This is a genomic window from Cardinium endosymbiont of Dermatophagoides farinae (assembly GCF_007559345.1).
GTDB lineage: Bacteria > Bacteroidota > Bacteroidia > Cytophagales > Amoebophilaceae > Cardinium.
Map to the genome: position 1 here is coordinate 525,624 of NZ_VMBH01000001.1, position 24,753 is coordinate 550,376.

The window sequence follows — 24,753 nt, forward strand, 5'->3', positions numbered from 1 at the left end:
GCGTCTATTCTTATAAACTGCTAATCCGTACAAATCATTATGACCCAAGTTAAGTCGACCACTGTTTTAGCCATTATTCATAATGGAGCCGTAGTCATTGGTGCAGACGGCCAGGCTACATTTGGCCATACCGTTTCCAAGCATAACGTTAAAAAGGTAAGAAAGCTTTTTGGAGGCAAGATTTTAGCCGGATTTGCCGGTTCTACAGCCGATGCTTTTACCTTATTGGAACGCTTTGAAGAAAAGCTCCAAAGCTATCATGGCAATATGAAGCGAGCCGCCATTGAGCTGGCCAAGGATTGGCGTACAGATCGTATGCTGAGGCGATTGGAAGCGATGTTGATAGTAGCCAATCAAGACACCTTATTAATGGTGACCGGTACAGGTGATGTATTGGAACCAGATTATCCCTTAGCAGCGATTGGATCAGGCAGCATGTATGCCCAATCTGCTGCTATGGCTTTGATGAAACATGCCCCTCATTTAACCGCTATGGAAATGGTTCGCGCCAGTTTGACCATAACAGCCGATATTTGTATTTATACCAATCACAATTTTGTCTTTGAAACATTGCAAGATGAAGAAGAAAGAACAAAATGACCCTTTATATGGCCACGCTACCTCCAGAAGAAGATATCCATTCAGCTCCCACCCACAGATGTGGGTTATACCTAAGCAAGAAACTGTATTTGAGTGTGGTTTCTTAGAAGCCCTATGGCACTACTACTTTGAAAACAAGGAAAAACGCGCCTTTGGAAAAAGTTACGATCAGAAAGTGTAGCTTACAGATGAATAGAAAAACAGTTAGGTGGACTTGCAGGGTTGATTCTGTTTTTCCAGCTGTAAGTTGTGCTTTCAGCAACTTTTTCCATCAGCGCTTGATTTTTTGCTTACTTTTTGATCAAGCAAAAAATAAGATAAAGAATTCCATTTAGCAATCGAGTTTTGAATGAAGTCTATTATATCGCATTATTTTCCTGAGCTCTCACCGGCTCAAATTGAACTTTTTAATCGTTTAGGTGCCATTTATGCCCATTGGAATGCCACCATCAACCTTATATCTCGTAAAGATATCGACCATCTTTACCTCCACCATGTCTTGCATTCCTTAGCCATTGCCAAGGCGACCACTTTTTCTGCCCATACTAAGATTTTGGATTTTGGCACAGGAGGAGGTTTTCCTGGTATTCCTTTGGCCATTATCTTTCCAGCGGTTGATTTTCATTTAATCGATGCTACTGCAAAAAAGATAAAAGCCGTAGAAGCCATCGTGGCCACCCTTGGGTTAGATAATGTTACCGTAGCTTGGGGAAGAGGAGAGGCGCTAAAAACACAATATGACTTTATAGTTGGCCGAGGCGTTACCAACTTAACTGTATTGTATAGTTGGGTAAAAGATAAAATCGCTCTGGAAAGCAAAAACAGCTTATCCAATGGCATCCTTTACCTAAAAGGCGCGCCATTTGAACCTTTACCATGTGCTATCGACCTATATCCCCTCCAGCGCTATTTTACCGAAGCTTTTTTTAAAGAAAAGTATTTGGTGCACGCTTATGGTATATAAGTCATTCATTCACACAATAATGGAGAATTAAGCCCGTCAACTTAAAGCATATATGTCACAACCGCCTCATTTTCTATTTTTATGTACCAGCGACTTCAATGGACTCTAAAGAACTATTTAAGTCAACTTTTTCTTTGCTTTTTCTAAAAAATATATCTTGTATGCTGTTTGCTATCTTATTTGCGACTGCTGCTCCTAATGCAGCTCCAGTGTATTGTGCAGTGTGTTTTGCTATCCATGTTATTATATTTGGTGTTGGATTTAGTGCTAGTGCTTGTTTTTCTTCTTCTATATTGTTCATATCTATATTATTAAGTATATACAAATAGGATCCAATATGTCCGCCAGCTAACGCCACTGCCCCTATAGGCAAATTTTCTGTTATACAGTACAATATGCACTTCCCATGACTGATACAATTAGTGCATGTTTTCAACAATCCAGTCTTGGTGTACCAACTATTGTTATTAAGGTCTTCTGATTCAAGCATTGTTTTTGTTGCAACTTCTAACTTGTTTAGCGCATCCGGTTCTGTTAGATGGCTACAATCCGACAGGTCCCATCCCGGTTCGGGACCACTAGGATTATCTGGATGGCCTGAGTTACGTTTAGAATCTGTTAGTTTGCTTGCAAGCATTGATCCTACCGTTGCTCCAATTAGGAGTACTACATTTTTTATGATTGGTTTGGTTTCTATTCCTTCTACCTTTATAAACTTATGAATAATAAAGTAGACAAAACTCGCACAGTCTAGAGATGCGCTCCCTTTAATGCAATATCTTAATAAGTCCTTACCATGATTTTTCCAATTAGCGCATGTTATCAATTTAGTGCATACTTTGCATAATCCAGTCTTTAATCCAGTCTTAATATTGGTATAGCAACTATTGTTATTAAGGTCTTCTGATTCAAGCATTGTTTTTATTGCAACTTCTGACTTTTTTAGCGTATCCGGTTTTGTTAGATGGCTACAATCCGACGGGTCCCATCCCATTTCGGGACCACTAGGATGATTTTTCTTATCTTGGCAAGGTTTGAGACCTAGTTTGTTCCCTACAGAACATGATGAAAGCGTTGACAATAAAAATACTACCACTGCATGCCGAATAGTGAAATTGTTAGTAAGCATAATAACTTGATGTATTGTTTTAATTATAATTTTTATATGAAAATATTCTGCAAATATACTCATTTTCAATTAATTAAAAAAAAGATATACTATTTCTGCTTTTAACCTTTCTATAATAGGCTAATAATCTCCTTGTTTTTACCACTTAAATCTTTGCGTAGTCTTAAGACACGTTTTCTATGGGTATATTTTGCTTGTAGGTAAGGCTTGCCAATAGATCTAAAAGGGTGTATGATGCATTTGTAGTCAACATATAAGCTTTTTCCAATCAGCATTTGATAATATTGCCAGAAGATTAAATAAATACAAATTAAGCCTATTAGGGGGGTATAAGCCGCAGGGCATAGGAGTCATTAAGATGCTTTTTGAACAGTTCTACTAAAATATATTCCTCTTAGCATTCAACCGTTCGATGAAACGTGAAAATTTAGATCTTTCTTGTGGATTACCTGTATTGTTACGTGATATCCTTTCTAGATTCTTTAATCCCTCTTGTTGAACACTCTTGTAAATTTTTATATTACGTGATATTGATTTTTTGATATTATCTGGCATTTTACTCAGGATTTCTTTATTACTCATAAAGTCAGGAAATTCTTTTATCTCGTTTTTTATATATTCAATAAGTAAATCCGCCAGACTTTTTTTACTTTTAGAATCTGGAGCTAATTCCATACATACCTTTTCAAGGTATATGCCATCTGAGTTATTTTCTATCTTCTTATTAAGAACTTGCTGTTCTTTAGGCGGTAATTTAAGGCACCATTGCATAAGAGCCTTTAGATAAAAATCATGGTGCTTTATTAGAAATTCTATTTTATCGCTTGTAACGTTACATTCTGGTAATAGGTAGTATGATCTGTATGAACGTTTACTTTTTTCCTCTTTTATGTCCTTTAGGATAAAGTCTATAAAGTTGATGAGGCGGCCAAGGCCATCAGGTATATTTTTTTTCCATGTTATTTCAAGTTCACTTGGCTCTTTCTTTTTCAGGGTCTCCTTAAGCTTGTTTTCCTTAACTTCCAGTTCTGTCTCCTTTTGTTCATTGATGAGATCATTTTCTGTTCTGTCATTTTGGTGATCTGTATTTTTTTGTTTATTACAAATAGGGAAAAGCTTATCCCCTGTTATGTCATTTTCCAGCTTCTCTTTTTGTAGCTTATCATGAAGATGATTTTTCGTTACACTATTGTGCGTATCCTTAACTTCGTCCAATTTTTGCTCTGTGCACTTGCTACCAGTAAATATTGCTGTACATAAAGAAAGTAAAATTGGTTTATAGGCGTATTTCATGTGAAAGGTTATTTTTTTTAGGTAATGTTTAAAATTAGGCCTCATTCAAAACTCGACTACTAAATGGCAATTTTGGTGAGGTCTATTGTACTTAGACCTTCTGCAGAACCTATTTCTAATGGCAATTTTGGTGTCGAAGCTAGTCTACGCTCCTCACATACATTTAAGTATGCTGCGGTGCTCGATTGCGCTTCTCCTAAAAACTGCTGATCACAAATAGGTTTTGAAGAAGGTCTAACGTAAAGCCAAGCAAAACCACGCCTAAGTGGATGTACACAATGTTGGTACAACCATTCCTGCTGCGTTGACCTCTTTGAGGCGCACCTTACAGAGTTTACTGGCCAATGTCTCTTGGTAGGGTATTTGCACCCGAATATAATTTTCTGTAAACCCTTCCATTATATCATCATCTGCTCCATATTCAAATAGAACCGTAGCAGTATGGCCCAGGTGTTGGGTATAAAAGTCTCTGAGTTTTTTTTCTGAAAGGATGCGCAGCATTCTGGCCCGTTTTACACGTTCTTGTTGCGGTACTACACCCGCCATGTTAGCTGCTTTTGTATTGGGTCTTTCTGAGTAAGGAAATACATGTATATAGGCAATAGGCAATCGATTTAAAAAATGATAGCTTTCTAAGAAGTCTGCTTCTGTTTCGCCTGGAAACCCAACCAGTACATCTACGCCTATGCAACAGGTCGGCATTTGTGCTTTTATATGGGCTATACGTTCTTGGTACAGTGCGGTTAAATAGCGGCGGCGCATGGCTTTTAAAATCTTATCACTACCAGATTGTAGGGGAATGTGGAAGTGGGGCACAAAGCGTTTGGAGCTGGCTACAAAATCTATAATTTCATTACGAAGCAGGTTCGGCTCAATAGAGGAGATGCGAAAACGTTCTATCCCATCTACTTCATCTAAGGCTTGAATCAGTTCAAAAAAATTGGTTTGGCGTTTGGCATCAATGATGCCAAAATCCCCTAAGTTAACACCGGTTAGGACAATTTCTTTTACATTTTTGGTGACAATTTCTTTGGCTTGTGTGACCACTTCTGCAACGGTAGCGCTTCTGCTAGGACCTCTAGCCAGTGGTATGGTACAAAAAGAACAGGCATAGCTACAACCATCCTGTACTTTAAGAAAAGTCCTGGTTCGGTCGCCTATAGAATAGGCAGGGGAGAAGGTTAGCTTTTCTTTGATAGAGGCAACCTGTATCGTAGCTGGTTCATCCGATTTTTTTTTATTCCAATCGGTAATCCAATCAAGCAGCTTGAATTTTTCATGCGTGCCAAATACCGCATCCACACCTGGTATCGCTGCAATCGCTTCTGGCTTAAGTTGGGCATAGCAGCCTATCACGATTACAAAGGCCTCTGGTGCCATTTTTAGCGCTTCTCTAACAATTCTTGCACACTTATGGTCTGCATGCTCCGTTACAGAACAGGTGTTCAAGACAAAAACATGCGGCCGTTGCGCTAAGGTTACAGAAACAAATCCTTTTTCTGTAAACAATCGACCAATCGCAGAGGTTTCGGAAAAATTCAATTTGCAGCCTAGGGTATGAAAAGCAACTTTTTTCATTCGGTTGTTAAAGTTTTTCAGTGATTTATCTCAAGAGACCTTCTTCAAAACCTATTTGTGATCAGCAGTTTTTAGGAGAAGCGCAGTCGCCAGCATACTAAATGTATTTGAGGAGCATAGACCACAAAATTGCCATTTAGCAATAGGTTTTGCAGAAGGTCTAATAACCTACTGGGATGATATCGGTTCAAGCCTATCAATAAGGTAAAGCTATTTAAAGTTTAGACAAGTTTACGTAAAAAGGTATACAAATGTAAACAAATCTGGCCAATTGGCTTTTTGGAATCTCTAAGTGGCAGTTTGAATTGATTTGAACTAGGTTTACAATCGCTTGCCAATTCGTAGGAAATCACTAGATGGACTGTCGAATTTATAATAGCAACCTGCCTTAAAATTGTAAAATTTTAGCTGCAACCTGGTTTTTCAAAATCGATTGACTATCTTTGCATAATCGTAAGCAAGTTTTTATGCTCTTTAAACAATAAAACAAATAATTTACTAAAAACTAAACAATAATCAAAACCATAATATATGAAAAATAATAAAGGGAGTACGAAACTATCTAATGTATTTGTACAAGGGATTACTGCGTTACCCCTTGCTTTATCGTTACAATTCAGTGCCGGTTGTACTATTAAGCAGCAGAATATGTGGGGGGAGTCCTGCAAGATGTCCTACTTACCTTTGTGTGAAGATACTCCTACACTCAAAGATATATTCGGAAATGGTAATCTAGTACAAACAGTGAGAGAGTTGCTGCCCATTTTGAATGATTCTAATTCCGAAGATATCAAGCAGATCTTAAACCAATATTATTATTATAAAGATAAGTTAACTATACTTGCAATCCTTCTACAGAAAGCCGTTTCACACGAACTCTTTGCACATAAAAAATCTAATAAATTTTTCGACCTTATCGAGGAAATGATAAAATATTCTAAATATATAGATTTTAATAAAGCAAAAGAGGGTATTAGTTCTTTCCATTACATCTTGGACCTTATTCAAAAGGATCTGCTTGCAACAAAAAAAATACAAAAAATTTTACTTAAGCTTCTAGAGAAATATGAAGCTATAGATTTCACGAGCCAAGACAAAAATGGTAGGCCTCCAATTAAGGTGCTACTTAACTTAAGTAGAAAGTCATTCTCGAATGCCGACCCTGGCGATTTCTCTTCTATAATTTCAAAAACAATCTGTAAATATAAGTTAGAGCATTTCCTATTGAAGGATAGAAAAGATAGATGTCTATTGCACTATGTTACACGCTGTCCTATTCCTTTTCTTATTCCTTTTCCTGTTCCTATAGAAGATAAAATTAAAGATAAAATTGAACATAATCTAAATCTATGTAAAAACTTGATTAAACTGCTACAAGGTTTAGGTTGCAGCAATCAAGAAATATTTGATATGTTCTTTTTTAAAGATAAAAAAGAACGTAATCCATTGCGTAATATGGCGGATTGCTTTTCGGATATCTTTGAACAATTTGTAGAAGGTTTAGTCGATCTCTTGCATTTAGACTCAGGGCAGCTTAAGCGTATCAAGCGTACCCTCCTTGAGGCTAAATCTGAATCTAAGAAAAAAAGTTTGTTGTTTGAAAAACCATTACGTTCGAGGTATAGAAAGTGTATAAACATAGTAGAAGAAAAGATCCAAAAGGAAGAAAGCAAGCAGACCGTTCTAAATAATCTATAGTATGCTATAAGTAAGTAGGAATGTAAATGCCTACTTACTTTCCTTACATCATCTGCTTAATTTAATCTGAGCGCAAGGTAGGCGTGTTAAGTCTATCACTTTATTTATTCAGTCATATGGCATTATCACCTCCAAAACAAGAAAAACGCGCCCTTGGAAAAAGTTACGATCAGAAAGTGCAGCTTACAGATGATTAGGAAAAACAGATTCCTTTCAAGCCCGCGGAGCGGGCGGTTCCTGTTTTTCCATCTGTAAGTCTGCACTTTCAGCAACTTTTTCCATCAGCGCTTGATTTTTTGCTTACTTTTTGATCAAGCAAAAAGTAAGGATACAAATTCCATCTGTAAGGGCGGATTCCGCAACTTTTTGCCGAGGGCTTGATTTTTTGCGCACTTTTTTCTTGATAAAAAAGTGCGATAAATTGCCTTATTAGCCATTGACTTGAACAGATATCTCTCCGGCTCTGTCCACTTAAGTGGACAGAGCCGACCCTTTACTTACTTACTTGCTATCGTTTCACTACCATCCCAGATCTTTGCACCAGGTATTTTATTTTCTTGCAATGCCAGCTGATAGACCTGATCTACAGAATCTACATAGTGAAATATTAAATTTTCACGGTAGATTTCTTTGATCTCTTGAACATCTTTTTTGTTTTTGCTGCTGAGTATAATCTCTTTCATGCCCACACGCTTTGCGGCTAGAATTTTTTCTTTAATGCCACCTACTGGCAGTACTTCGCCGCGTAGGGTAATTTCTCCTGTCATAGCCAAGCGGTCTTTAACCTTTTTTTGGGTATAGAGAGAGGCCAATGAGGTAAAAAGGGTAATCCCTGCAGAAGGACCATCCTTAGGAACGGCGCCAGAGGGTACATGAATGTGTAGGTCATAATTTTCAAACACACCATGTGATACGTCAAGGTATTGGTCGTTTGCTTTTAGGTAAGAAAGAGCAGTCATAGCAGATTCCTTCATTACTTCTCCTAAGTGGCCAGACAAATTAACCCTCCCTTTCCCTTTGCTCAACACAGATTCTATAAAAAGAATTTCACCACCAGAGGCAGTCCATGCTAAACCAACCGAAACACCAGGCAGCGGTGTGGTGTGATAAGGGACCTGGTCAAATGGCTCTGGACCAAGTAAAGTAATGACATCTGATGGTTTGAGTTTTTTGGTGTAAGCTTCGCTTAAAGCAATCGATTTGGCAGTTTTTCTGCAAATATTGGCGATCTGACGCGATAGCTCACGCACACCAGATTCCCGTGTGTAACTTGCTATAATGGTGGCAAAGGCATCATCTTGTATGGCTAAATCGGTAGCTTTTAGGCCATGCTCTTTTCTTTCTTTGGGGAAAAGATATTTTTTTGCAATTTCTATCTTTTCTTCTAGCAGATAACCACTTACTTCAATAACCTCCATTCTGTCTTGTAAAGCAGCTGGAATACGATCCATCGAATTGGCAGTGGCCACAAACAAAATATTAGAAAGGTCGTATGGAACCTCCAAAAAATTATCTACAAAAGCATTGTTTTGCTCTGGATCTAGGACCTCAAGTAGGGCAGATGCTGGATCCCCACGCATGCCGTCTATTTTATCTATTTCATCCAATACAATAATCGGATTGGATGAACCCATTTTTTGAATGTTATAGATGATTTTTCCAGGCATGGCGCCAATATAGGTTTTTCTATGGCCACGTATCTCTGCTTCATCATTTAGCCCTCCTAATGCAATGCGGGCATACTTCCTACCCATTGCTTTTGCAATAGACTTGCCTAAAGATGTTTTGCCTACCCCAGGAGGACCACATAAACATAAAATAGGCCCTTTCATATTCTTTTTTAGCTGTAATACCGCTAAAAACTCTAAAAGACGCTCTTTTACTTTTTCAATACCATAGTGGTCTACATCAAAAATCTTCTTGGCGCGGTTCAGGTCTAGATTATCTTTGGTGTAGGTATTCCAAGGAAGCTCTACGAGTAGCTCTGCATGGTTGATGCTGATAGAGTAGTCTGGACTATGGGGACTGATCCGCTCTGCTTTTTCCAATGCTTTTTTAAAATAATCTGCTACTTCTTTAGGCCATTGTTTTTTATTGCCTTTTTCACGCAATGCGTCGATTTCATCCGAAAGGTCGTTTTCACCAAGTTCATCTTGGAGTACTTTAACTTGTTGTCTTAAGTAATAATCCCGTTGCTGCTGGCTAATATCGGAATGCACTTTATCCTGAATCTCTTTTTTAAGCTCGGAGATTTCTAGCTCTTTAAGCAGATGCTTTAAAAGCAAGTTGGCGCGTTTGCTGCTGTTGTTTAATGATAGTAACTTTTGCTTGTAATCGATATCTGTATTTAAATTAGAAGCTAAAAAGTAGGTAAGAAAATGTAGGCTTTTAATATTGGCTAGCATAGCCTGCGCTTCACTAGAGCCCTCAGATCGAAACTTAAGGATCTTAATTGCAACATCTTTCAATGACTGCATGAGTGCAAGCACTTTTTTATCTTCTTTATAAGGTTGGTCTTTGAGCAGTTGAATGGTAGCTTCTAGCCCTAATGACTCTGTAAAGAGTTGAATGGTGTAAAATTTTTGCCTGCCATGCACCAAAGCAATCGTTTTACCATTTGGTAAATTAATGATTTTAATGATTTTAGCTAGTGTACCTATTAGATAAATATCGCTTGGCTTACCTTCAAAGGTTTCTGGGTTGCGTTGTGCAATAATGCCTAGTAGCCCATCTTTTTCATGTATGGTTTCTATCAAATGCACCGCCTGCCTTTCCTTAACGGTAATAGGTACCACAACATTGGGAAAAAGTACCGTGTTACGAAGCGCTAACAAGGGTATTTTATCTTGGGTCCCCTCATCAGAGGGCTGTTCTTTTTCATCAGAGACAATCAGCTCTACCATGCCGCCTATGCCATCCTCACCCCATCCAGAAGCAAGGCCCCCATCCATTACTAGTGACTTATTGAAGTACATATGGTTATAAATGGTTTATATTTACGTTTCTATTATAAAGTATATAATAGTACAAGCAAATAATATGCCAGAAAAGTGAAAATAATAGGCTTGCTAATTATTTATAATAACTTACGAATATCATTACTCAATGCATAAAACGTAAGTAAAAGTATAAGAATCATCCCCAATTTTTGGGTGGTTTTTAAAAATCTGTCAGAAGGTTTTCTGCCAGATATTGCTTCATACAATATGCATAAAGCATGCCCTCCATCTAATGCTGGAATGGGTAGCAAATTGATTACAGCAATGGCAATGGATAAAGAAGCAACCAACATCCAGAATCTATATCCAATAAACTCATTGCCAAAGCTTTGGGCAATGCCAATGGGACCACTTAAAGAGTTTTTTAAATTCAGCTTGCCTGTAATTAATTTCCAGATGGCTAAGAATTGTGCCTGCATCAAATCCCAAGTTTTGCCTAGACCAATAGGAATAGATGCTATAAATGAATAATTTAAGTTTTTATACCTATATGGAGATGCATCCAATTGAATACCTAATCCTTGCTGGCTCACCTGAATAGCGGTGGACATTTGCCTACCATCGCGTAGATAGGCCACTTTGACGGTTGTATCTATAGAAGCTTTAACGATCTTCCTTAATTCACCTATGTCAAGCGTAGATTGGCCCGCTACTTCAATGATTTGATCTCCATCCATTAAACCTGCTTGTGCAGCATTGCTGCCCGGGGCAACCTCTTGAATGAAACAAGGGTAAATGGGCCGTATAAACATATCTTTTTTTAGGTCTGCAAAGTCTTCTATGAGCTTTTCTGGAATGGGTAGTTCGAGTAGCTTACCAGCTCTTTCAATGGTATAGTAGCTTTTACTACGGAGTAAAAGGTTGGGCGATAGGATATCATTAAAATCTTCAAAATCTTTTCCATTGATTTGGATGATTTGGTCCCCTATTTTAAAACCCATTTGGCTACCTATTGCACTGGGTATAATTCCATATTTATTTACTTCATCTTTAGGTAAATAGTTATAGCCCATCATATAGGTTAAACCAATCCATATAAAGATGGCACTGATCAGGTTAAAAATAATACCCCCCAGTATAGCAATCAGCCGCTGCCAAGCTGGCTTTGAACGAAACTCCCAAGGCTGTGGGCTATGCTGCAGATGATTGGTATCCAATGACTCATCCACCATACCTGCAATCTGAACCGCTCCACCTAGCGGGATCGATCCTAAGGAATATTCCGTTTCACCCCATTTTATTTTAAATATTTTAGGCGGGAATCCAATCATATAGCTGTTGACCCGCATTTTAAACAGCTTGGCAAAGAGTAGATGACCCAATTCATGCATGCCAACCATAATGAATAGAGCTGCCAAAAATTGAACAGTCTTAATAAGAAACGCCATATGGTATAGTAATCGTTATTGTATTAGTGCATAAATATAAGCAAAAAATAGAGAATATGTCTTAAAGCATGATGCAGACTGCGTTATGGATGGAAAAAATGAGTTGTCTACTAAAAAGCACCCTTATAAGATATAGCTGCTCAGATCTTTTCGTTTTATTAAATCTGCTAGCGCGTCTTGAACCATTTCTTTGGTGATGGTAATGGCCGTGTCGGGGGTAATGGTATCTGGTACATCAAATAGTATGGGCGTTAGTAGATGACTCATTACGGTTTGCAACCGCCGTGCACCAATGTTTTCTATCTCTTCATTGAGCAAGTAAGCAGTAGCTGCAATTTCTTGTTTGGCTTCTGGACTAAAATCGAGCCTAACTTTTTCTACCGACAATAGTGCCTGATACTGAATGGGTAATGCGCTTTTGGGTTCGTCTAGAATCTTATAAAAATCTTTTTGTGAGAGGTTTTCTAGTGTTACTCGGATGGGAAATCGGCCTTGTAATTCCGGGATAAGGTCAGATGGCTTGGCCATATGAAAAGCACCCGCTCCAATAAAGAGAATATGATCTGTATCGATGGGGCCATGTTTGGTTTGTACCGTACTGCCCTCTACAATCGGTAAAAGGTCACGCTGCACGCCTTCTCGGCTTACACCTGGACTATTGCCTTGACTGGTATGGGCAATTTTATCAATCTCATCTATAAAAATAATCCCTGTATTGCTGGCTCTGGCTAAGGCTTCCTCTTTAACTGCACTCATATCAATGAGTTTGGTGAGTTCTTCTGTTAATAGCAATGCACGTGCCTCTGCAATGGTTACTTTTCTTTTTTTAGTTTGTTTGGGTAAAAAATTGCTGAGCATATCCTGAAAGTTTATTACAAACCCTTCGTCTATAGCAGGACCTGCTCCTAAACTATTTATACCCCAGATGGGGTAGCTTTGGTTACTTTGATTTCTATTTGCTGTTGATCTAGTGCACCGCTTCTTAGCTTTTCACGAAAACGTGCTCGAGTAGCATCGCCGCCTTCTTCCACTTCTGCAGATTGATCTGCTCTGGTTTTTGGATGAAGTGGAGGAAGCAATATATCTAAAATCACTTCTTCTACCTGCTGAACCGCTTTATGTTGGATGGCTTCCATTTTTTCTGCTTTTACCATGGCTACGGCACGTTCGACTAAATCCCTGACCATGCTCTCTACATCACGTCCTACATAGCCCACTTCTGTAAATTTAGAGGCTTCTACTTTGGTAAAAGGAACTTTTGCAATTTTGGCCAGTCGCCTGGCTATTTCTGTTTTGCCTACGCCAGTTGGCCCAATCATTAAAATATTGTTTGGAATAATGTCTTCCTTGAGCTGCGCTGTGACTTGCATTCTGCGCCATCTATTCCGCAATGCAACTGCAACGTTGCGCTTGGCTTCTGCTTGACCGATAATATATTTATCTAGTTCTTCTACAGTTTCTTTTGGGTAAGGGCACGTGGATCAGCTGACATCATTTCTTGGATCTATAAAATAAGTATACGCCACCCTCTTGTGGTCAAGATAGTAGGACGCTATTGGCATCTAATAGACCTTCTGGAAAACCTATTTCTAATGGCAGTTTTGGTGTCGAAGCTTGTCTATGCTCCTCAAATACATTTAGTATTCTGCGGTGCTCGGCTGCGCTTCTCCTAAAAACTGCTGATCACAAATAGGTTTTGAAGAAGGCCTAATGTTACCTAAATTTACTAATTTTTGAAGATTAAAAATAACCTAATTTAAAAATTAGTACATTGCAAAAACAAGCTATACATAGCATACTGTTTCTATCAAAATTTAACAAAAAGCATTTGTTAATTGCTCTTTTATCATTTTTGTATGATAAACCATCTATATATAATATCTGGACCCAATGGAGCCGGAAAGACCACGGCAAGTTTTACGATCTTGCCTGATATTTTGGACTGTAAGGAATTCGTCAATGCTAATCAAATAGCTTTTGGATTGTCTCCTTTCGATCCTGATAAAGTTTCTATGCAAGCGGGAAAACTAATGATCGCTCGCATAAATGAATTGATGGAAAAAGAGGTAAATTTTGCACTGGAAACAACTTTGGCAAGTCGCAGCTATGTATCCTTTATCAAAAGAGCAAAAAATAAAGATTATGTCATCTCCTTATATTACTTTTGGTTGAGTTCCGTTGACATAGCTAAAGAACGCGTGCAGAAGAGAATTGCAAACGGGGGATACAATATTCCTGTTGAAACTATAGAAAGAAGATATAATAGGAGTATAGTAAACTTAGTGACCCTATACCTTCCCATTTGTGATAATTGGATCATTCTTAATAGCCAAAATTCTAACTCTGAGGTAATTGCTTATAAAAAAATGGCGAAAAAAGAACAAATCCTAAATAAGGATGCTTGGGAAAGTATCCTAAAACAAAGTAAACAGTAAACATATGAACACGCCTGAAATAAGCCCATTTATAAAAAGACTGCTCGAGGGAGTCAATAAAGCCAACTATAAAATGGTAAAGGCGGCTGCTGCGGAGAATAGGTCGCTTGTCCTGGGAGATGACAAGGGTAAGGTGATTATTCGACCGGCAATAGAAGTATTAAAAGAGTTAGATGAAAAGTATAACAGAACCGAAGAGACAACCTAAGACGTAAACAGATCATCTATGTTTACTAACCACATAAAAACCATCCAATACCCTTCCTTTTTGGCAGAAGTGCTTGCGCATTTAAATAGGTCCGGTAGGGTGGGGGAGCCTCTTTTTATATTTCCCAATCAGCTATCTATTGATTGCTTTCAATCGGTATGCAATAGTTCTCATATTTGTATAACCTTGCCTCACTTTATGCGTAAGCATAGTAAGTTAACCTGTTTACCTACTTTGGATTTACTCCGCAGGCTACATGGATTGGTTGGACCAATTAGCAAAGAGTCTTTTGAGCAATTTTATGGTTGGGGGCTTACGCTTTTACAAGATTTTAATAGAATAGATAGCTATCTGGTGGATGGTGCGGCGTTGTTTACATCCTTGCCAAAACAGCTGACTAGTAATGCTTTTATAGACCAGATGGCATCTCTTAAAAAGGATAGGTGGCTGCTGCCATTGGAACAGAAGGAAGGACTGCTTTTTTGGAAACAATTGCCGCTGCTCTATCAATCTTTTAGAGAAAAGTTAATGGAAGCAGGGGAGGGGTATGAGGGGTTATGTTATAGCATGGCCCAACCGAAAGCAATCGATCAGGAGCTGGTATTTGTTGGATTTAATTTGCTAACGCCTGCTGAAGAGCGGTTTATTGAGCAGTGCCAATTGATGGCTTCGACGACCTTTTTCTGGGATGTAGATCGGCATTATTTGGATAATCCAATCAATATAGCGGGCCACTACTTGCGTCAGCATAGGGAAAAAAAATGGTTTCAGGAAAGTTTTCCTACGGGTAATTACTTGACCGATCCGCATAAAAAGGTTTTCCTAATCGAAGCATCTACTACGGTTGCACAGGTGCAAGCAGTTATAGCTGCTTTACAAGAAAAAATAAATGATAGCCACCCAAAGTTTTTGCCCAACCAAACGGCAATAGTAGTAAGTGGTAGCGATCTATTGATTCCTTTGCTGGATCAGCTGGCTACCCTATCTATTCCGCTCCATTGTAGATTAGATTATCCATTCAGTGCCACGGTTATCTATACCGTAGTAGAGCGATTGGTACAGCTTTGGGAGACTTCAGAAAAGGAGGAAATGTATGGCCATATGGCCCATCTATTGGCATTGTGGCATCCATTTGCGAAAGCAGGAATGCAATCAAAGCTCACTGCTATGCGCCAATCATTAAATGAGGGTAAGCAATCTGATGCCTTTGACCTATGGTTTAATAAGGATCATCAAGCGCTTTTGCCTTACCTTCGGGAGGGTTTAACTTATATCTATAACCATTTTATAGAGGGGATCACCTTTTCTTTGAACTGAATAAAAGGGCATTGGATTATCTATTGGGCTATATAGAGGGCTAGAGATGGCTACTTGTTCGGGGCTTTTTTATTAAATGGTTTAAAGGAAAGTAGGATGCTATTCCATCAAGACAACCCTGTAACTGGTCTATATATTATAGAGGTTGCTGAATCCTATAACTTAGATTTTGAGCATGTTTTCTTTCTGGATATGAATGAAGGGTGTTTCCCTAAGGTTACGCATCATGATTCTTTTTTACCGTATGACCTATGCCATAGCTTTGGGCTGCCATTGGCAGATAAAGTAGCAGAAAATAAAACAGCTTATGGATTTTATAGGCTGCTACAGCGTGCCCAAAATATTTGTTGTTACTTTTCCCAAAAAGGTCATTTGGATGGTTCTGGTGAAATGAGTCGGCTGTTGCTACAGTTGACTTTTGATAGCAAGTTAAAAATAATAGAGACGCATCATTCCATAAATCTGCTAGAAAGGCCAGTAGCTGCTATAGCTATTCAAAAAGACGATAGCGTGATGCAGCTATTGGATCGATTTTTGGAAAAAGAGGAGGGAGCTGTTTCCAGCCTAACGCCTTCTGCATGCATCTCTTATTTGTCTTGTCCGCTTCAATTTTATTTTAAATATTTGCTGCAACTCAGGCAGACCGTGGCGACAGAAGATGTGCAATTGGGTATATTGTTTCATGATGTTATGGCTAGGTTGTATCGGCCTTTTGCTGGTAGTCAGATAGATACAAACATGGTACGTCAGCTACAATCAAAAATAAAAGTAGAGATAGCGGAAGCCATAGCTGCGTGGCGCACCCCACTCAGTGCGCCTATGTTGCTCCATGCACTACTGGAAAAGCTCTTAGGGCGCATGTTGGACCTAGATGACGCAGCTGCACCATTTACCCTTTTGGGCGTTGAAGTAGCCATGAAGCAATCCATCATGCTCGATGGAGAGATTGCGCGAAAGGTCTGGTTAAGTGGCACGATCGATCGTATCGATAGGCAAAACCATTGCGTCCGTATTATAGATTATAAGACAGGGCGCTCCAATTGTAAAATATCGAGTATAGTTAACTTATTTGATCCTGGAAAGATTAAAACAAACAAAGCTGTTTTTCAGCTTTTTTTTTATGCTTGGCTGTTTCAGTCGCTACATGGAGCTGATAACGCGATTATGCCGTATTTAATCCCTATTCGAGAATTTTTCTTAGCGCATTATACCCCTGGCATCTTTATACAACAGCCTGATAATGGGCCTCTTTCGAAAGCAATTTATGATGTAGCAATCGAGTTTGGGAAGAGATCTGGTAAAAAGTACCAACAGATAGAGGATATAAAGGAATATCTACAACCATTTGAAGAGGGACTAAAAGGATTACTTGTAGAAATATTTAATCCTACTATCCCTTTTGCCCAAACAGAGGATCTTGAAATATGTGGCTATTGCCCATACGTGCGGATTTGTCAAAGGGATTAGTCTATTCTTAATATCTTTTACGCTTCTAAGTGTTCTTCATGTATTTCATAGTCCGTTTGCGTTCAGCACTGTGGCAGAAATTTGATCTTCGGCATGTTTTCGACACCATTTTAGGACAGTTTTTTATCTAAAATGATCAATTTTTGCTCAAAATTTTAGTAAAAAACTAGAAAAAACGCGTTTTCTGCCAATGCGCTGAACAGGTACTCATAGTCCCAGTTATCGATCATTCTGGTTTCCTCATTGAAGTTAATGCCTAGTAATATAATGGCTTTTTATCTCAGCAAGTAGGGTTTATAATACCCGTTTGTTTTGATTTGTTCTAAGGCTATTTTTCCGCTGGATTTATACTTGTTAGGTAAGAGGAGGATAGCAATAGCCTCCTCCTACCTAACAAGATACATAGATTTCGTAAGATGAAATGCATAATAGAATTAGATTAGTTAAGATGTGGGTTTGTGATCTCGTGCCCGCTACGTTGAAGATGCACTGATTTGTAGTTGGTCAGGATTTTGATAGTATATTTCTTTTGTATCTAACATAGCCCTGATGGTATCCAATTAGGTTGGATATCCTTAATGTACTTTTAAAAAGTTAGTCTATAGAGCGATCAAGTAGTTAAAAATTGCTTAACCATCGAACTTCACTATCTTTCCTACGTAGGAAACCTTCCTACATCTAGGGCATCTTGCGTTCTCTTTAGGAGAAATTTTTTGTTCGTTACAAAACTGTTTATTTGGTTCAGAATCAACTAGACCTTTGATACATGTTGCTGGCTGCAAGAATCAGCACATTATTAATGACTCCATATATCTCTATTCTAATCTCGTTAAGATTTAACTGAGGGTACCTGTTTTTTTAATACTTCTTTAACTTGTTCTTGCGAAGGAATTCCATTTGGGTCATTAGTTTTAATGTTGCCTAAGCTCTTTATTTTAATTATATCTTGTAATTTTTTTTTAGTTTGATTCTCTATTTTATTTAAATCTAAATCTTTTAATGTTTGTTTACCTGGTTGTAGAGCTGTATAGGAAAGCTCTACGTGACCAGTGTAAAGTCCATTGCTGACTGCAAAAATCACTACCTCATTAATGACTCCATATATCTCTATTCTAATCTCGCTAAGATTTAATTGAGGGTATCTGCTTTTTAATGCTTCTTTAACTTGTTTTTCCGAAGGAATCCCATTTGGGTCATTGGTTTCAATTTTGCCTAATCTCTTTGTTGTAATTATGTCTTCTAAGCTTTTTTTAGTTTGATTAGGCATCCGATTACCTTGTTTCTCCGAAGGAATTCCAAGTGGATCATTAGTTGCAATATTGTCTAAGCTGTTTATTTTAAATTTGTCTTTTAAATCTTTTTTGGTATGGTCGGTACTATTAAGATTACACCAGGAGAAGCTTAGTAGCATTGGTATTAGGATTCCTTTAAATATTTTGTTTATGTGCATAATACATTATTTAATTTCATTAAAATTTGTATGGCTGTTTACTTTTTTTCACTATGGTTTTCTACATTAATAGAATTAACCTAAGATAACTTTGCCAGTTTAGATAAATTATAGTTAATTTCCTATCCCGAACTTAGGAGTATCTAATCCTTAGATATAACTAATTAGCATACTAATTTCTTTGTTTATCTTTCTTCCTGCTCGCTTTATCTATAAGTTGTTGATCTAATACCTTATTGGTTCGTGCACCTAATAGTTTCATTTTTTGCGCTCTAGAGACTAAACTGCCTTTGCCATCATATAGTTTTTTAGCCGCTTCTAGGTAGTTTTTTTTGGTTAGATCCAATTGGCGGCCTATATTTTTAATGTCCTCTACAAAGCCAACAAATTTGTCATATAAGGCGCCGCCTTGCGTGGCAATCTCTAAAGCATTTTGATTTTGATAGGCTTGCCGCCATAAATTTGCAATGGTGCGTAGAGTGGCTATTAGGTTTGAGGGGAGACGATTACAATGTTGCGTTCATAGGCTTCGTTAAAAAGCATAACTTCTTCTTGAACAGCTAGTGCAAAGGCTGGTTCAATGGGTATAAACATTAAAACAAAATCTAATCCTTGAAGATTATAAAGCGACTGATACTGCTTCTCGCTTAGTGTTTTAATATGACGTCTAATGGAATGAATATGTTGCTTAAGGTGTGCAGCGCGTTCGAGTGCATGCTCATTATTAAAAAATTGTTCATAATGGGTTAAAGATACTTTTGCATCAATGATAATATTGCGCCCTTCTGGAAGGTTAATGATGACGTCTGGCTGAAGTCTTTGCCCATCTTCTGTGGTAATAGAGGGTTGTATTACATATTCTCTATTTTTGACCAATCCAGATTGTTCTAAAATATTTTCTAGAATAAACTCTCCCCATCCTCCTTGTAGTTTTGAATCTCCTTTAAGTGCCTTGGTTAGTCCTTCTGCTTCTTGCGTGATTTTTAGGTTCAGGTCATGGAGTTGTTTTAACTCTGTCCGTAAGGCTACATTTCTTTCTAAGCTTTCTTGGTTATACTGGGTTACTTGTTGTACAAAGGTCTTAATGTTGTCGCTGAGTGGGTCAACAACCGTTCCATTTGGAGTCCGCTATGCTCTGAAAGTTTTTTACTTTTTTCTTCTAAAAGTTCATTGGCTAGGTTTTTAAAATGAATGGTGAGTTGCTGCTGGAGCTGCTCAACCGATTGGCCTTGCTCGGCTATTTTTTTTCTAAGTGGTTATTATCTGCTAGAGCAGTGGCGAGCGCTGTACTGATTTGTAGGTGCTTTTCCTGTAATGCGTAGCATTGACTTTGGCTTTCGGCTAGGTACTTTTCTAAGCTAGCCAGCTTATCCTGTAAGGTTACAATGGGTGCTTTATGTAAGGCTTTTGTGATCAACCATCCGATGATACAGCCAATAAGCCATGTAATGATCAAGTAAATTGTAAAGGACATGGTAGCCTAATAAAGGAATAATTGTATAGCTGACTAACTGTATGCCTGCTTTTAGTTCTGAATATCAGAATATAGTCTTGATATAGTCTTGAAAACTTTTATCCTGTTGTATTATTATCTTTTGCTCATTGCGTTGACGTATGAGGTGCTGTTATGAACATTTTTCCTTAATCGAAACTCCACATTCTTGTACGGCCATTCTAAACTCTTTTATATTATTATATTTTTTTGCTTCTTCAAGTGCCTCACTGGTACTCCCTTCATTAGGCTGAATGCCTGACACGCCTAACAACCTGTTACATCGACCTATATTCGAGTTCGTTGTGCCCATAAGTGTTCCATCCAATACTTCTTGAGTAACTAGCATTTTCTTTTTTTAAAAGCTGTATACATTCTTCTACGGCAGGTTTGGGCCTAGTCCTACTATTATATACTAAATATTGTACTGACATTCAGTTCCATTAAGTAGAATCTTATATATTGCTAAGCACATCAACTATATCTTGATGATTATTTTTCTTTACTTTTGCCACTGCTGAATTGATATCTTGTTTATTGAATTGAATATTTCGGACTATTAAGTTAACTACATCTAGATGACCATTTATTGCTGCTTCCCAAAGCGCTACCCTGCTCATTTCTCCATCAAGCTGAACACCTTTGCCTAACAACATTTCAACTATATCTTTATAACCGTTGCATGCTGCTATTTCAAATGCTGACATGATCATTTCTGAATTAAGTTGAACATTTGTATTGAACAACGTTTCAATTATATCTTTATAACCATTGCCTGCCGCTCCTTCAAGTGCTGGCATGATTATTTCTCCATCAAGCTGAACTCCTGAGTTTAATAACATTTTAACTATATCTCTATGACCATGTTCCGCTGCTACTTCAAGTGCTTGTCTGATTGTGTATTCAGGAAGCTGCATACCTAAGCCTAATAACATTTTAACTATATCTTCATGACCATTTCTTGCTGCTTGCCAAAGTGTTGAAGAGACAATTTGCGAGTTATTATTAATGCGTGGAACATCAAAAAATGCTTTAAGCATCTCTATATGCTTGTTTATCACTGCTAAATTAGCAGCAGTAGTGATAGTATTTATATCAAACAATTCTTGAAACATATCTAATAGATGTTTAGCTAGAAGAACGTTATTGTCCAACACTATCAAATCAAGTGCACTATGTTTAGCATTATTACGCATATTTACCACATTACGATTACAACTTCTTCGTATCAATTCTAATTGAACACGAGTGTAATTATCATAATTATGTGGTGGATTTAAGACAATCCAATGAAGCAACCCATTTCCGCGATCGTCTGGAGCATAAGCAGCCAAAGATTGTAAATTGCTAACCTCCTTTTTTTTACCATCACTGATACCATATCTAACTAGATAGTTATTACAAGATGTAGTAAATAACAGAAGAAATATCAAAAAATATCTTGATAATGAATATAACATATAAGAAAACTTTATAGTGGGTTACTAATCTAAAATAGATACCTTATTAGTACCAGTAGTTACAAAATGCACCATAAGTACTTTCACCTTACTGCTTTTAATTACGAAAAAAGACGCACTTTTGTAGAAAGTTGCGATCAGAAAACGCGTGCTGCAGCTGAAGTAAAAAAAATATGTTTGAAGCCTGCACAGCAGTCAAGTTCTAATTCTACCAGCTTTCGGCTACGTTTTCACTAACTCTTTTACCAACCTTTCACCAGCGTTTGATTGTTTAGGTACTTTTTGATCGGGCAAAAAGTACCATATAGCATCTTTATACTTTAATCTCAACCTCTACACCACTAGGTAGCTCCAGCTTGGTTAAAGCATCTACTGCTTTTGAACTACTGGAATAGATATCTATTAACCTTTTATGGGTACAAAGCTGAAATTGTTCTCGTGACTTTTTATTTACATGTGGAGAACGAAGTATCGTATAGACTTCTTTTTTGCCTGGAAGCGGAATGGGGCCGTTTACTACTGTTTTCGTAGCTTTTACAGCCTTAACAATGCTATCTGCCGATTTGTCTAAAAGGGCAGGATCGAATGATTTGAGTTTAATGCGAATTTTTTGATTCATATGTGTAATTGCTATGCTAGGGTTACGATACGGTTATGCCTTTTGCTTTGTTAATAATAGCTTCTGCTAAGTTCTTAGGAACAGGTTCATAATGCGAAAAGGTTAATGAGGCAGAGGCTCTACCGGAGGTAATGGTTCTTAGATCTGTAACATAACCAAATAGCTCTGCTAACGGAACATCTGCTTTAATCATTTGTGCGCCGCCTTTTCCAGTCATCCCTTTCATAATCCCTCTTCTTCTATTGAGGTCTCCTGTTACAGGACCTGTAAACTCATTGGGAGTGGCTACTTCTACAGACATAATAGGCTCTAAAAGTACAGGCGAAGCTTTCTGTGCCGCTGCTCTGAATCCAGCTCTAGCGCATAATTCGAAAGATAAAGAATCTGAGTCGACATCATGATAGGAGCCGTGAAAGATTTTAACCCGCATCGATTCTAGAGGATAGCCTGCCAATGGACCATTCTCCATAGCTGCTGTAAACCCTTTTTGAATGGCTGGTATAAACTCTTTGGGAATAACCCTCCTATAATCTTATTCACAAACGCTAATCCTGGCTGAACAGCTTCTCCTTCAACAGCTTCCCTAGGCCCTATCTCAAAGACAATATCGGCAAATTTACCCCTACCGCCTGTTTGCTTTTTGTAGACTTCTTTATGCTCGACCGTAGCTGTGAGCATTTCTTTATAGGCTACTTGTGGGGCGCCTTGGTTGATTTCAAGTTTAAACTCGCGTTTAAGCCGGTCAATGATAATCTCTAGATGAAGCTCACCCATTCCTTTTAGAATGGTTTGGCCTGTTTCATGGTTGGTTTCCATACGCAAGGTTGGATCCTCTTCCATAAGCTTGGCAATAGATAGGGTCAGCTTATCTTGGTCTGCCTGTTTTTTAGGTTCAATGGAGTAACCAATGACGGGCTCTGGAAAGGTGATGGCCTCTAGTATCGCTTTGTCTTTTTCATTGGTTAAGGTATCTCCTGTTTTAATCTCTTTAAACCCTACTACTGCGCAAATGTCCCCTGCTTGTACCGCGTTAATGGGGTTTTGTTTATTGGCATGCATTTGCATGAGACGAGCAATGCGTTCTTTCTTGCCGGTTCTATTGTTGTGCACATAAGATCCAGCGTCTAAGGTACCTGAATAGACACGTAAAAAAGCCAGCCTACCCACAAAAGGATCTGTTGCAATTTTAAAAGCTAGCGCCGTAAATGGCTCGCTATTCTCTGGCTTTCTTGACATGGTTGCACCTGTATCTGGATGGGTACAGGCTACTGGAGGTAGGTCTAGTGGAGAAGGAAGGTAGGCACATGCTGCATCTAGTAATGCTTGCACCCCTTTGTTTTTAAAGGCAGAACCGCAAAGCACAGGGGAAAAAGAAAGGTCGATAACCGCTTTTCGAATGGCTGCCCTGATTTCATCTGGCGTAATGGCATCTGGATGATCAAAGAATTTTTCCATTAATGCTTCATCATAACTGGCTACACTTTCAATCAGGTTTTGACGCCACTCGGCAACTGTTTCTACTAAATCGTCAGGAATGGGTATTACCTGGTAAGTCATGCCTAAGTCATGCTCGTTCCAAACGATGGCTTCATTGGTAATCAAATCAACCACTCCTTTAAATGAGGCTTCACTGCCAATAGGAATTTGTAATGGAACAGGATTGGCTCCTAGCTTTTCTTTGATTTCGTGTAACGCATTAAAAAAGTTGGCACCGGCTCTATCCATTTTGTTTACAAAACAGATACGAGGCACCCTGTATTTATCCGCTTGGCGCCAAACTGTTTCAGATTGAGGCTCTACACCAGATACAGCACAAAACAACGCAACGGCACCATCCAATACACGCAAAGAACGCTCTACTTCTACTGTAAAGTCTACGTGGCCAGGTGTATCGATGATGTTGACTTTGTAGGTTTGGGTTGTATCATTTGCCTTGCCCTGTATAGTAGGATATTTCCAAAATGTAGTAGTGGCAGCAGAGGTAATGGTAATGCCCCGTTCTTGCTCTTGCGCCATCCAATCCATTACAGCCCCTCCATCATGTACTTCGCCTATTTTGTGGGTGAGACCTGTATAATATAAAATGCGCTCAGTAGTGGTTGTCTTTCCAGCATCAATGTGGGCCATGATGCCTATGTTTCTTAAAAAGGTTAGTTCGTTTGCCATCTATCTCAGGTTAAAATGTGAGAAGGCTCTATTGGAACTGGCCATCTTATGGGTGTCTACCTTGCGCTTGAAAGCAGCCCCTTCCTCTTTAGCAGCTGCAATGATTTCGTTGGCAAGCCTTTCTGTCATGGTCTTTTCACCACGGGACCTTGCATAGTCAATCAGCCATTTCATACCTAAAAATACCCTTCTGTCTGGCCTTATCTCAATAGGAACTTGAAGGGTAGCCCCCCAACCCGTCTGCGTTTGACCTCTAAAGTAGGGGTTACATTATGAAGCGCTTTGCGCCAAACCTCTAACCCTTCTTCTTTTGTTTTTTGGGAGACAGATGCAATGGTATCATAAAAAATGCTAAAGGCAAGGCTTTTTTTGCCTCTTTGCATTAACCCGTTTACAAACCTAGTCACAAGCGGATCGCCATATTTATAATCGGGTGGTAGTACTCTTTTTATAGCTTGTTTTCTTCTCATATTATTCCTGAAATGAATGC

Annotated in this window: 20 protein-coding genes and 4 pseudogenes; 8 read left to right on the forward strand and 16 right to left on the reverse strand. The window is 38.4% G+C overall.

Annotation, left to right across the window (positions count from 1 at the left end; genetic code table 11):
• Nucleotides 1-39 precede the first annotated feature (39 nt).
• From hslV to rsmG, 3 genes are all read left to right on the forward strand, one after another.
• Entirely contained in the window at nt 40-600 is a 561-nt protein-coding gene (hslV, locus tag FPG78_RS02445) for an ATP-dependent protease subunit HslV (protein WP_186292421.1), read from the forward strand.
• Nucleotides 578-781: a hypothetical protein gene (locus FPG78_RS02450; protein ID WP_144086462.1), complete on the forward strand. Its 204-nt coding sequence runs from the start codon at nt 578-580 to the stop codon at nt 779-781. The genes hslV and FPG78_RS02450 overlap by 23 nt, the downstream gene beginning before the upstream one ends.
• A 168-nt stretch (nt 782-949) precedes the next feature.
• Entirely contained in the window at nt 950-1,564 is a 615-nt protein-coding gene (gene rsmG / locus FPG78_RS02455; protein WP_144086463.1) for a 16S rRNA (guanine(527)-N(7))-methyltransferase RsmG, read from the forward strand.
• Between the two features lie 79 nt (nt 1,565-1,643).
• Here rsmG and FPG78_RS02460 read toward each other — a convergent pair whose 3' ends face one another.
• From FPG78_RS02460 to mtaB, 4 genes are all read right to left on the reverse strand, one after another.
• Nucleotides 1,644-2,693, reverse strand: a complete 1,050-nt coding sequence (locus tag FPG78_RS02460; protein WP_144086464.1) for a hypothetical protein — start codon at nt 2,691-2,693, stop codon at nt 1,644-1,646.
• 378 nt (nt 2,694-3,071) lie between these two features.
• Nucleotides 3,072-3,986: a hypothetical protein gene (locus FPG78_RS02465; RefSeq protein WP_144086465.1), complete on the reverse strand. Its 915-nt coding sequence runs from the start codon at nt 3,984-3,986 to the stop codon at nt 3,072-3,074.
• Between the two features lie 59 nt (nt 3,987-4,045).
• The gene (locus FPG78_RS02470) at nt 4,046-4,276 is read right to left on the reverse strand and encodes a palindromic element RPE1 domain-containing protein (RefSeq protein WP_186292422.1); all 231 of its coding nucleotides are present in this window, start codon (nt 4,274-4,276) and stop codon (nt 4,046-4,048) included.
• On the reverse strand, nt 4,248-5,564 hold the full coding sequence (gene mtaB / locus FPG78_RS02475; RefSeq protein WP_144086467.1) for a tRNA (N(6)-L-threonylcarbamoyladenosine(37)-C(2))-methylthiotransferase MtaB: 1,317 nt from the start codon (nt 5,562-5,564) through the stop codon (nt 4,248-4,250). The genes FPG78_RS02470 and mtaB overlap by 29 nt, the downstream gene beginning before the upstream one ends.
• 531 nt (nt 5,565-6,095) lie before the next feature.
• On the opposite strand from mtaB, the gene FPG78_RS02480 reads away from it, so the two are divergent.
• A complete protein-coding gene (locus tag FPG78_RS02480) occupies nt 6,096-7,262 on the forward strand; it encodes a hypothetical protein (protein WP_144086468.1) in 1,167 nt (388 codons plus the stop codon).
• A 497-nt stretch (nt 7,263-7,759) separates the two neighbouring features.
• On the opposite strand, the gene lon is transcribed toward FPG78_RS02480, so the two are convergent.
• The 3 genes and pseudogenes from lon to hslU form a co-directional block, all read right to left on the reverse strand.
• A complete protein-coding gene (lon, locus tag FPG78_RS02485; RefSeq protein ID WP_144086469.1) occupies nt 7,760-10,237 on the reverse strand; it encodes an endopeptidase La in 2,478 nt (825 codons plus the stop codon).
• A gap of 101 nt (nt 10,238-10,338) precedes the next feature.
• The gene (gene rseP, locus FPG78_RS02490; RefSeq protein ID WP_144086470.1) at nt 10,339-11,649 is read right to left on the reverse strand and encodes an RIP metalloprotease RseP; all 1,311 of its coding nucleotides are present in this window, start codon (nt 11,647-11,649) and stop codon (nt 10,339-10,341) included.
• A gap of 123 nt (nt 11,650-11,772) precedes the next feature.
• Nucleotides 11,773-13,082: pseudogene (hslU, locus tag FPG78_RS08415) on the reverse strand (ATP-dependent protease ATPase subunit HslU).
• A 423-nt stretch (nt 13,083-13,505) separates the two neighbouring features.
• Here hslU and FPG78_RS02500 point away from each other — a divergent pair.
• The 4 genes from FPG78_RS02500 to FPG78_RS02515 all read left to right on the forward strand — a co-directional run bounded on the left by FPG78_RS02500 (nt 13,506) and on the right by FPG78_RS02515 (nt 17,076).
• Nucleotides 13,506-14,084: an ATPase gene (locus tag FPG78_RS02500; protein WP_144086471.1), complete on the forward strand. Its 579-nt coding sequence runs from the start codon at nt 13,506-13,508 to the stop codon at nt 14,082-14,084.
• A gap of 4 nt (nt 14,085-14,088) precedes the next feature.
• Nucleotides 14,089-14,292: a hypothetical protein gene (locus FPG78_RS02505; RefSeq protein WP_144086472.1), complete on the forward strand. Its 204-nt coding sequence runs from the start codon at nt 14,089-14,091 to the stop codon at nt 14,290-14,292.
• A 198-nt stretch (nt 14,293-14,490) separates the two neighbouring features.
• The gene (locus tag FPG78_RS02510) at nt 14,491-15,609 is read left to right on the forward strand and encodes a hypothetical protein (RefSeq protein ID WP_144086473.1); all 1,119 of its coding nucleotides are present in this window, start codon (nt 14,491-14,493) and stop codon (nt 15,607-15,609) included.
• Nucleotides 15,610-15,663: 54 nt separating this feature from the next.
• Nucleotides 15,664-17,076 (forward strand): PD-(D/E)XK nuclease family protein, encoded by a 1,413-nt coding sequence (locus FPG78_RS02515; protein ID WP_223261960.1) that lies wholly within the window; start codon nt 15,664-15,666, stop codon nt 17,074-17,076.
• Nucleotides 17,077-17,905: 829 nt separating this feature from the next.
• On the opposite strand, the gene FPG78_RS02520 is transcribed toward FPG78_RS02515, so the two are convergent.
• The 9 genes and pseudogenes from FPG78_RS02520 to rpsG all read right to left on the reverse strand — a co-directional run bounded on the left by FPG78_RS02520 (nt 17,906) and on the right by rpsG (nt 24,733).
• Entirely contained in the window at nt 17,906-18,526 is a 621-nt protein-coding gene (locus FPG78_RS02520; RefSeq protein ID WP_144086475.1) for a hypothetical protein, read from the reverse strand.
• A 172-nt stretch (nt 18,527-18,698) separates the two neighbouring features.
• Nucleotides 18,699-19,612 (reverse strand): annotated as a pseudogene (locus tag FPG78_RS02525) (DNA recombination protein RmuC).
• A gap of 151 nt (nt 19,613-19,763) precedes the next feature.
• The gene (locus FPG78_RS07585) at nt 19,764-20,000 is read right to left on the reverse strand and encodes a hypothetical protein (RefSeq protein ID WP_223261961.1); all 237 of its coding nucleotides are present in this window, start codon (nt 19,998-20,000) and stop codon (nt 19,764-19,766) included.
• 151 nt (nt 20,001-20,151) lie between these two features.
• Nucleotides 20,152-20,367, reverse strand: coding sequence for a hypothetical protein (locus tag FPG78_RS02530; protein ID WP_144086476.1), 216 nt, complete (start codon nt 20,365-20,367; stop codon nt 20,152-20,154).
• Between the two features lie 106 nt (nt 20,368-20,473).
• Nucleotides 20,474-21,478 carry an ankyrin repeat domain-containing protein gene (locus FPG78_RS02535; protein ID WP_144086477.1) on the reverse strand — a complete coding sequence of 335 codons (1,005 nt, stop codon included), beginning with the start codon at nt 21,476-21,478 and terminating at the stop codon, nt 20,474-20,476.
• A gap of 313 nt (nt 21,479-21,791) precedes the next feature.
• Nucleotides 21,792-22,097: a 30S ribosomal protein S10 gene (rpsJ, locus tag FPG78_RS02540; protein ID WP_144086478.1), complete on the reverse strand. Its 306-nt coding sequence runs from the start codon at nt 22,095-22,097 to the stop codon at nt 21,792-21,794.
• A 22-nt stretch (nt 22,098-22,119) separates the two neighbouring features.
• A complete protein-coding gene (locus tag FPG78_RS08420) occupies nt 22,120-22,398 on the reverse strand; it encodes a hypothetical protein (RefSeq protein ID WP_420888392.1) in 279 nt (92 codons plus the stop codon).
• An 81-nt stretch (nt 22,399-22,479) separates the two neighbouring features.
• Nucleotides 22,480-24,263, reverse strand: a pseudogene (fusA, locus tag FPG78_RS02545) (elongation factor G); the annotation flags it as partial.
• Nucleotides 24,264-24,733: pseudogene (gene rpsG, locus FPG78_RS02550) on the reverse strand (30S ribosomal protein S7).
• Nucleotides 24,734-24,753: the final 20 nt, after the last annotated feature.

Bases quoted from the DNA above. Each gene is read 5' to 3' on its own strand.
- hslV (WP_186292421.1), top strand. From the start codon at position 40: ATGACCCAAGTTAAGTCGACCACTGTTTTAGCCATTATTCATAATGGA.
- FPG78_RS02450 (WP_144086462.1), top strand. From the start codon at position 578: ATGAAGAAGAAAGAACAAAATGACCCTTTATATGGCCACGCTACCTCC.
- rsmG (WP_144086463.1), top strand. From the start codon at position 950: ATGAAGTCTATTATATCGCATTATTTTCCTGAGCTCTCACCGGCTCAA.
- FPG78_RS02460 (WP_144086464.1), bottom strand. From the start codon at position 2,693: ATGCTTACTAACAATTTCACTATTCGGCATGCAGTGGTAGTATTTTTA.
- FPG78_RS02465 (WP_144086465.1), bottom strand. From the start codon at position 3,986: ATGAAATACGCCTATAAACCAATTTTACTTTCTTTATGTACAGCAATA.
- mtaB (WP_144086467.1), bottom strand. From the start codon at position 5,564: ATGAAAAAAGTTGCTTTTCATACCCTAGGCTGCAAATTGAATTTTTCC.
- FPG78_RS02480 (WP_144086468.1), top strand. From the start codon at position 6,096: ATGAAAAATAATAAAGGGAGTACGAAACTATCTAATGTATTTGTACAA.
- lon (WP_144086469.1), bottom strand. From the start codon at position 10,237: ATGTACTTCAATAAGTCACTAGTAATGGATGGGGGCCTTGCTTCTGGA.
- rseP (WP_144086470.1), bottom strand. From the start codon at position 11,649: ATGGCGTTTCTTATTAAGACTGTTCAATTTTTGGCAGCTCTATTCATT.
- FPG78_RS02500 (WP_144086471.1), top strand. From the start codon at position 13,506: ATGATAAACCATCTATATATAATATCTGGACCCAATGGAGCCGGAAAG.
- FPG78_RS02505 (WP_144086472.1), top strand. From the start codon at position 14,089: ATGAACACGCCTGAAATAAGCCCATTTATAAAAAGACTGCTCGAGGGA.
- FPG78_RS02510 (WP_144086473.1), top strand. From the start codon at position 14,491: ATGCGTAAGCATAGTAAGTTAACCTGTTTACCTACTTTGGATTTACTC.
- FPG78_RS02520 (WP_144086475.1), bottom strand. From the start codon at position 18,526: ATGCACATAAACAAAATATTTAAAGGAATCCTAATACCAATGCTACTA.
- FPG78_RS07585 (WP_223261961.1), bottom strand. From the start codon at position 20,000: ATGTCCTTTACAATTTACTTGATCATTACATGGCTTATTGGCTGTATC.
- FPG78_RS02530 (WP_144086476.1), bottom strand. From the start codon at position 20,367: ATGCTAGTTACTCAAGAAGTATTGGATGGAACACTTATGGGCACAACG.
- FPG78_RS02535 (WP_144086477.1), bottom strand. From the start codon at position 21,478: ATGTTATATTCATTATCAAGATATTTTTTGATATTTCTTCTGTTATTT.
- rpsJ (WP_144086478.1), bottom strand. From the start codon at position 22,097: ATGAATCAAAAAATTCGCATTAAACTCAAATCATTCGATCCTGCCCTT.
- FPG78_RS08420 (WP_420888392.1), bottom strand. From the start codon at position 22,398: ATGTCTGTAGAAGTAGCCACTCCCAATGAGTTTACAGGTCCTGTAACA.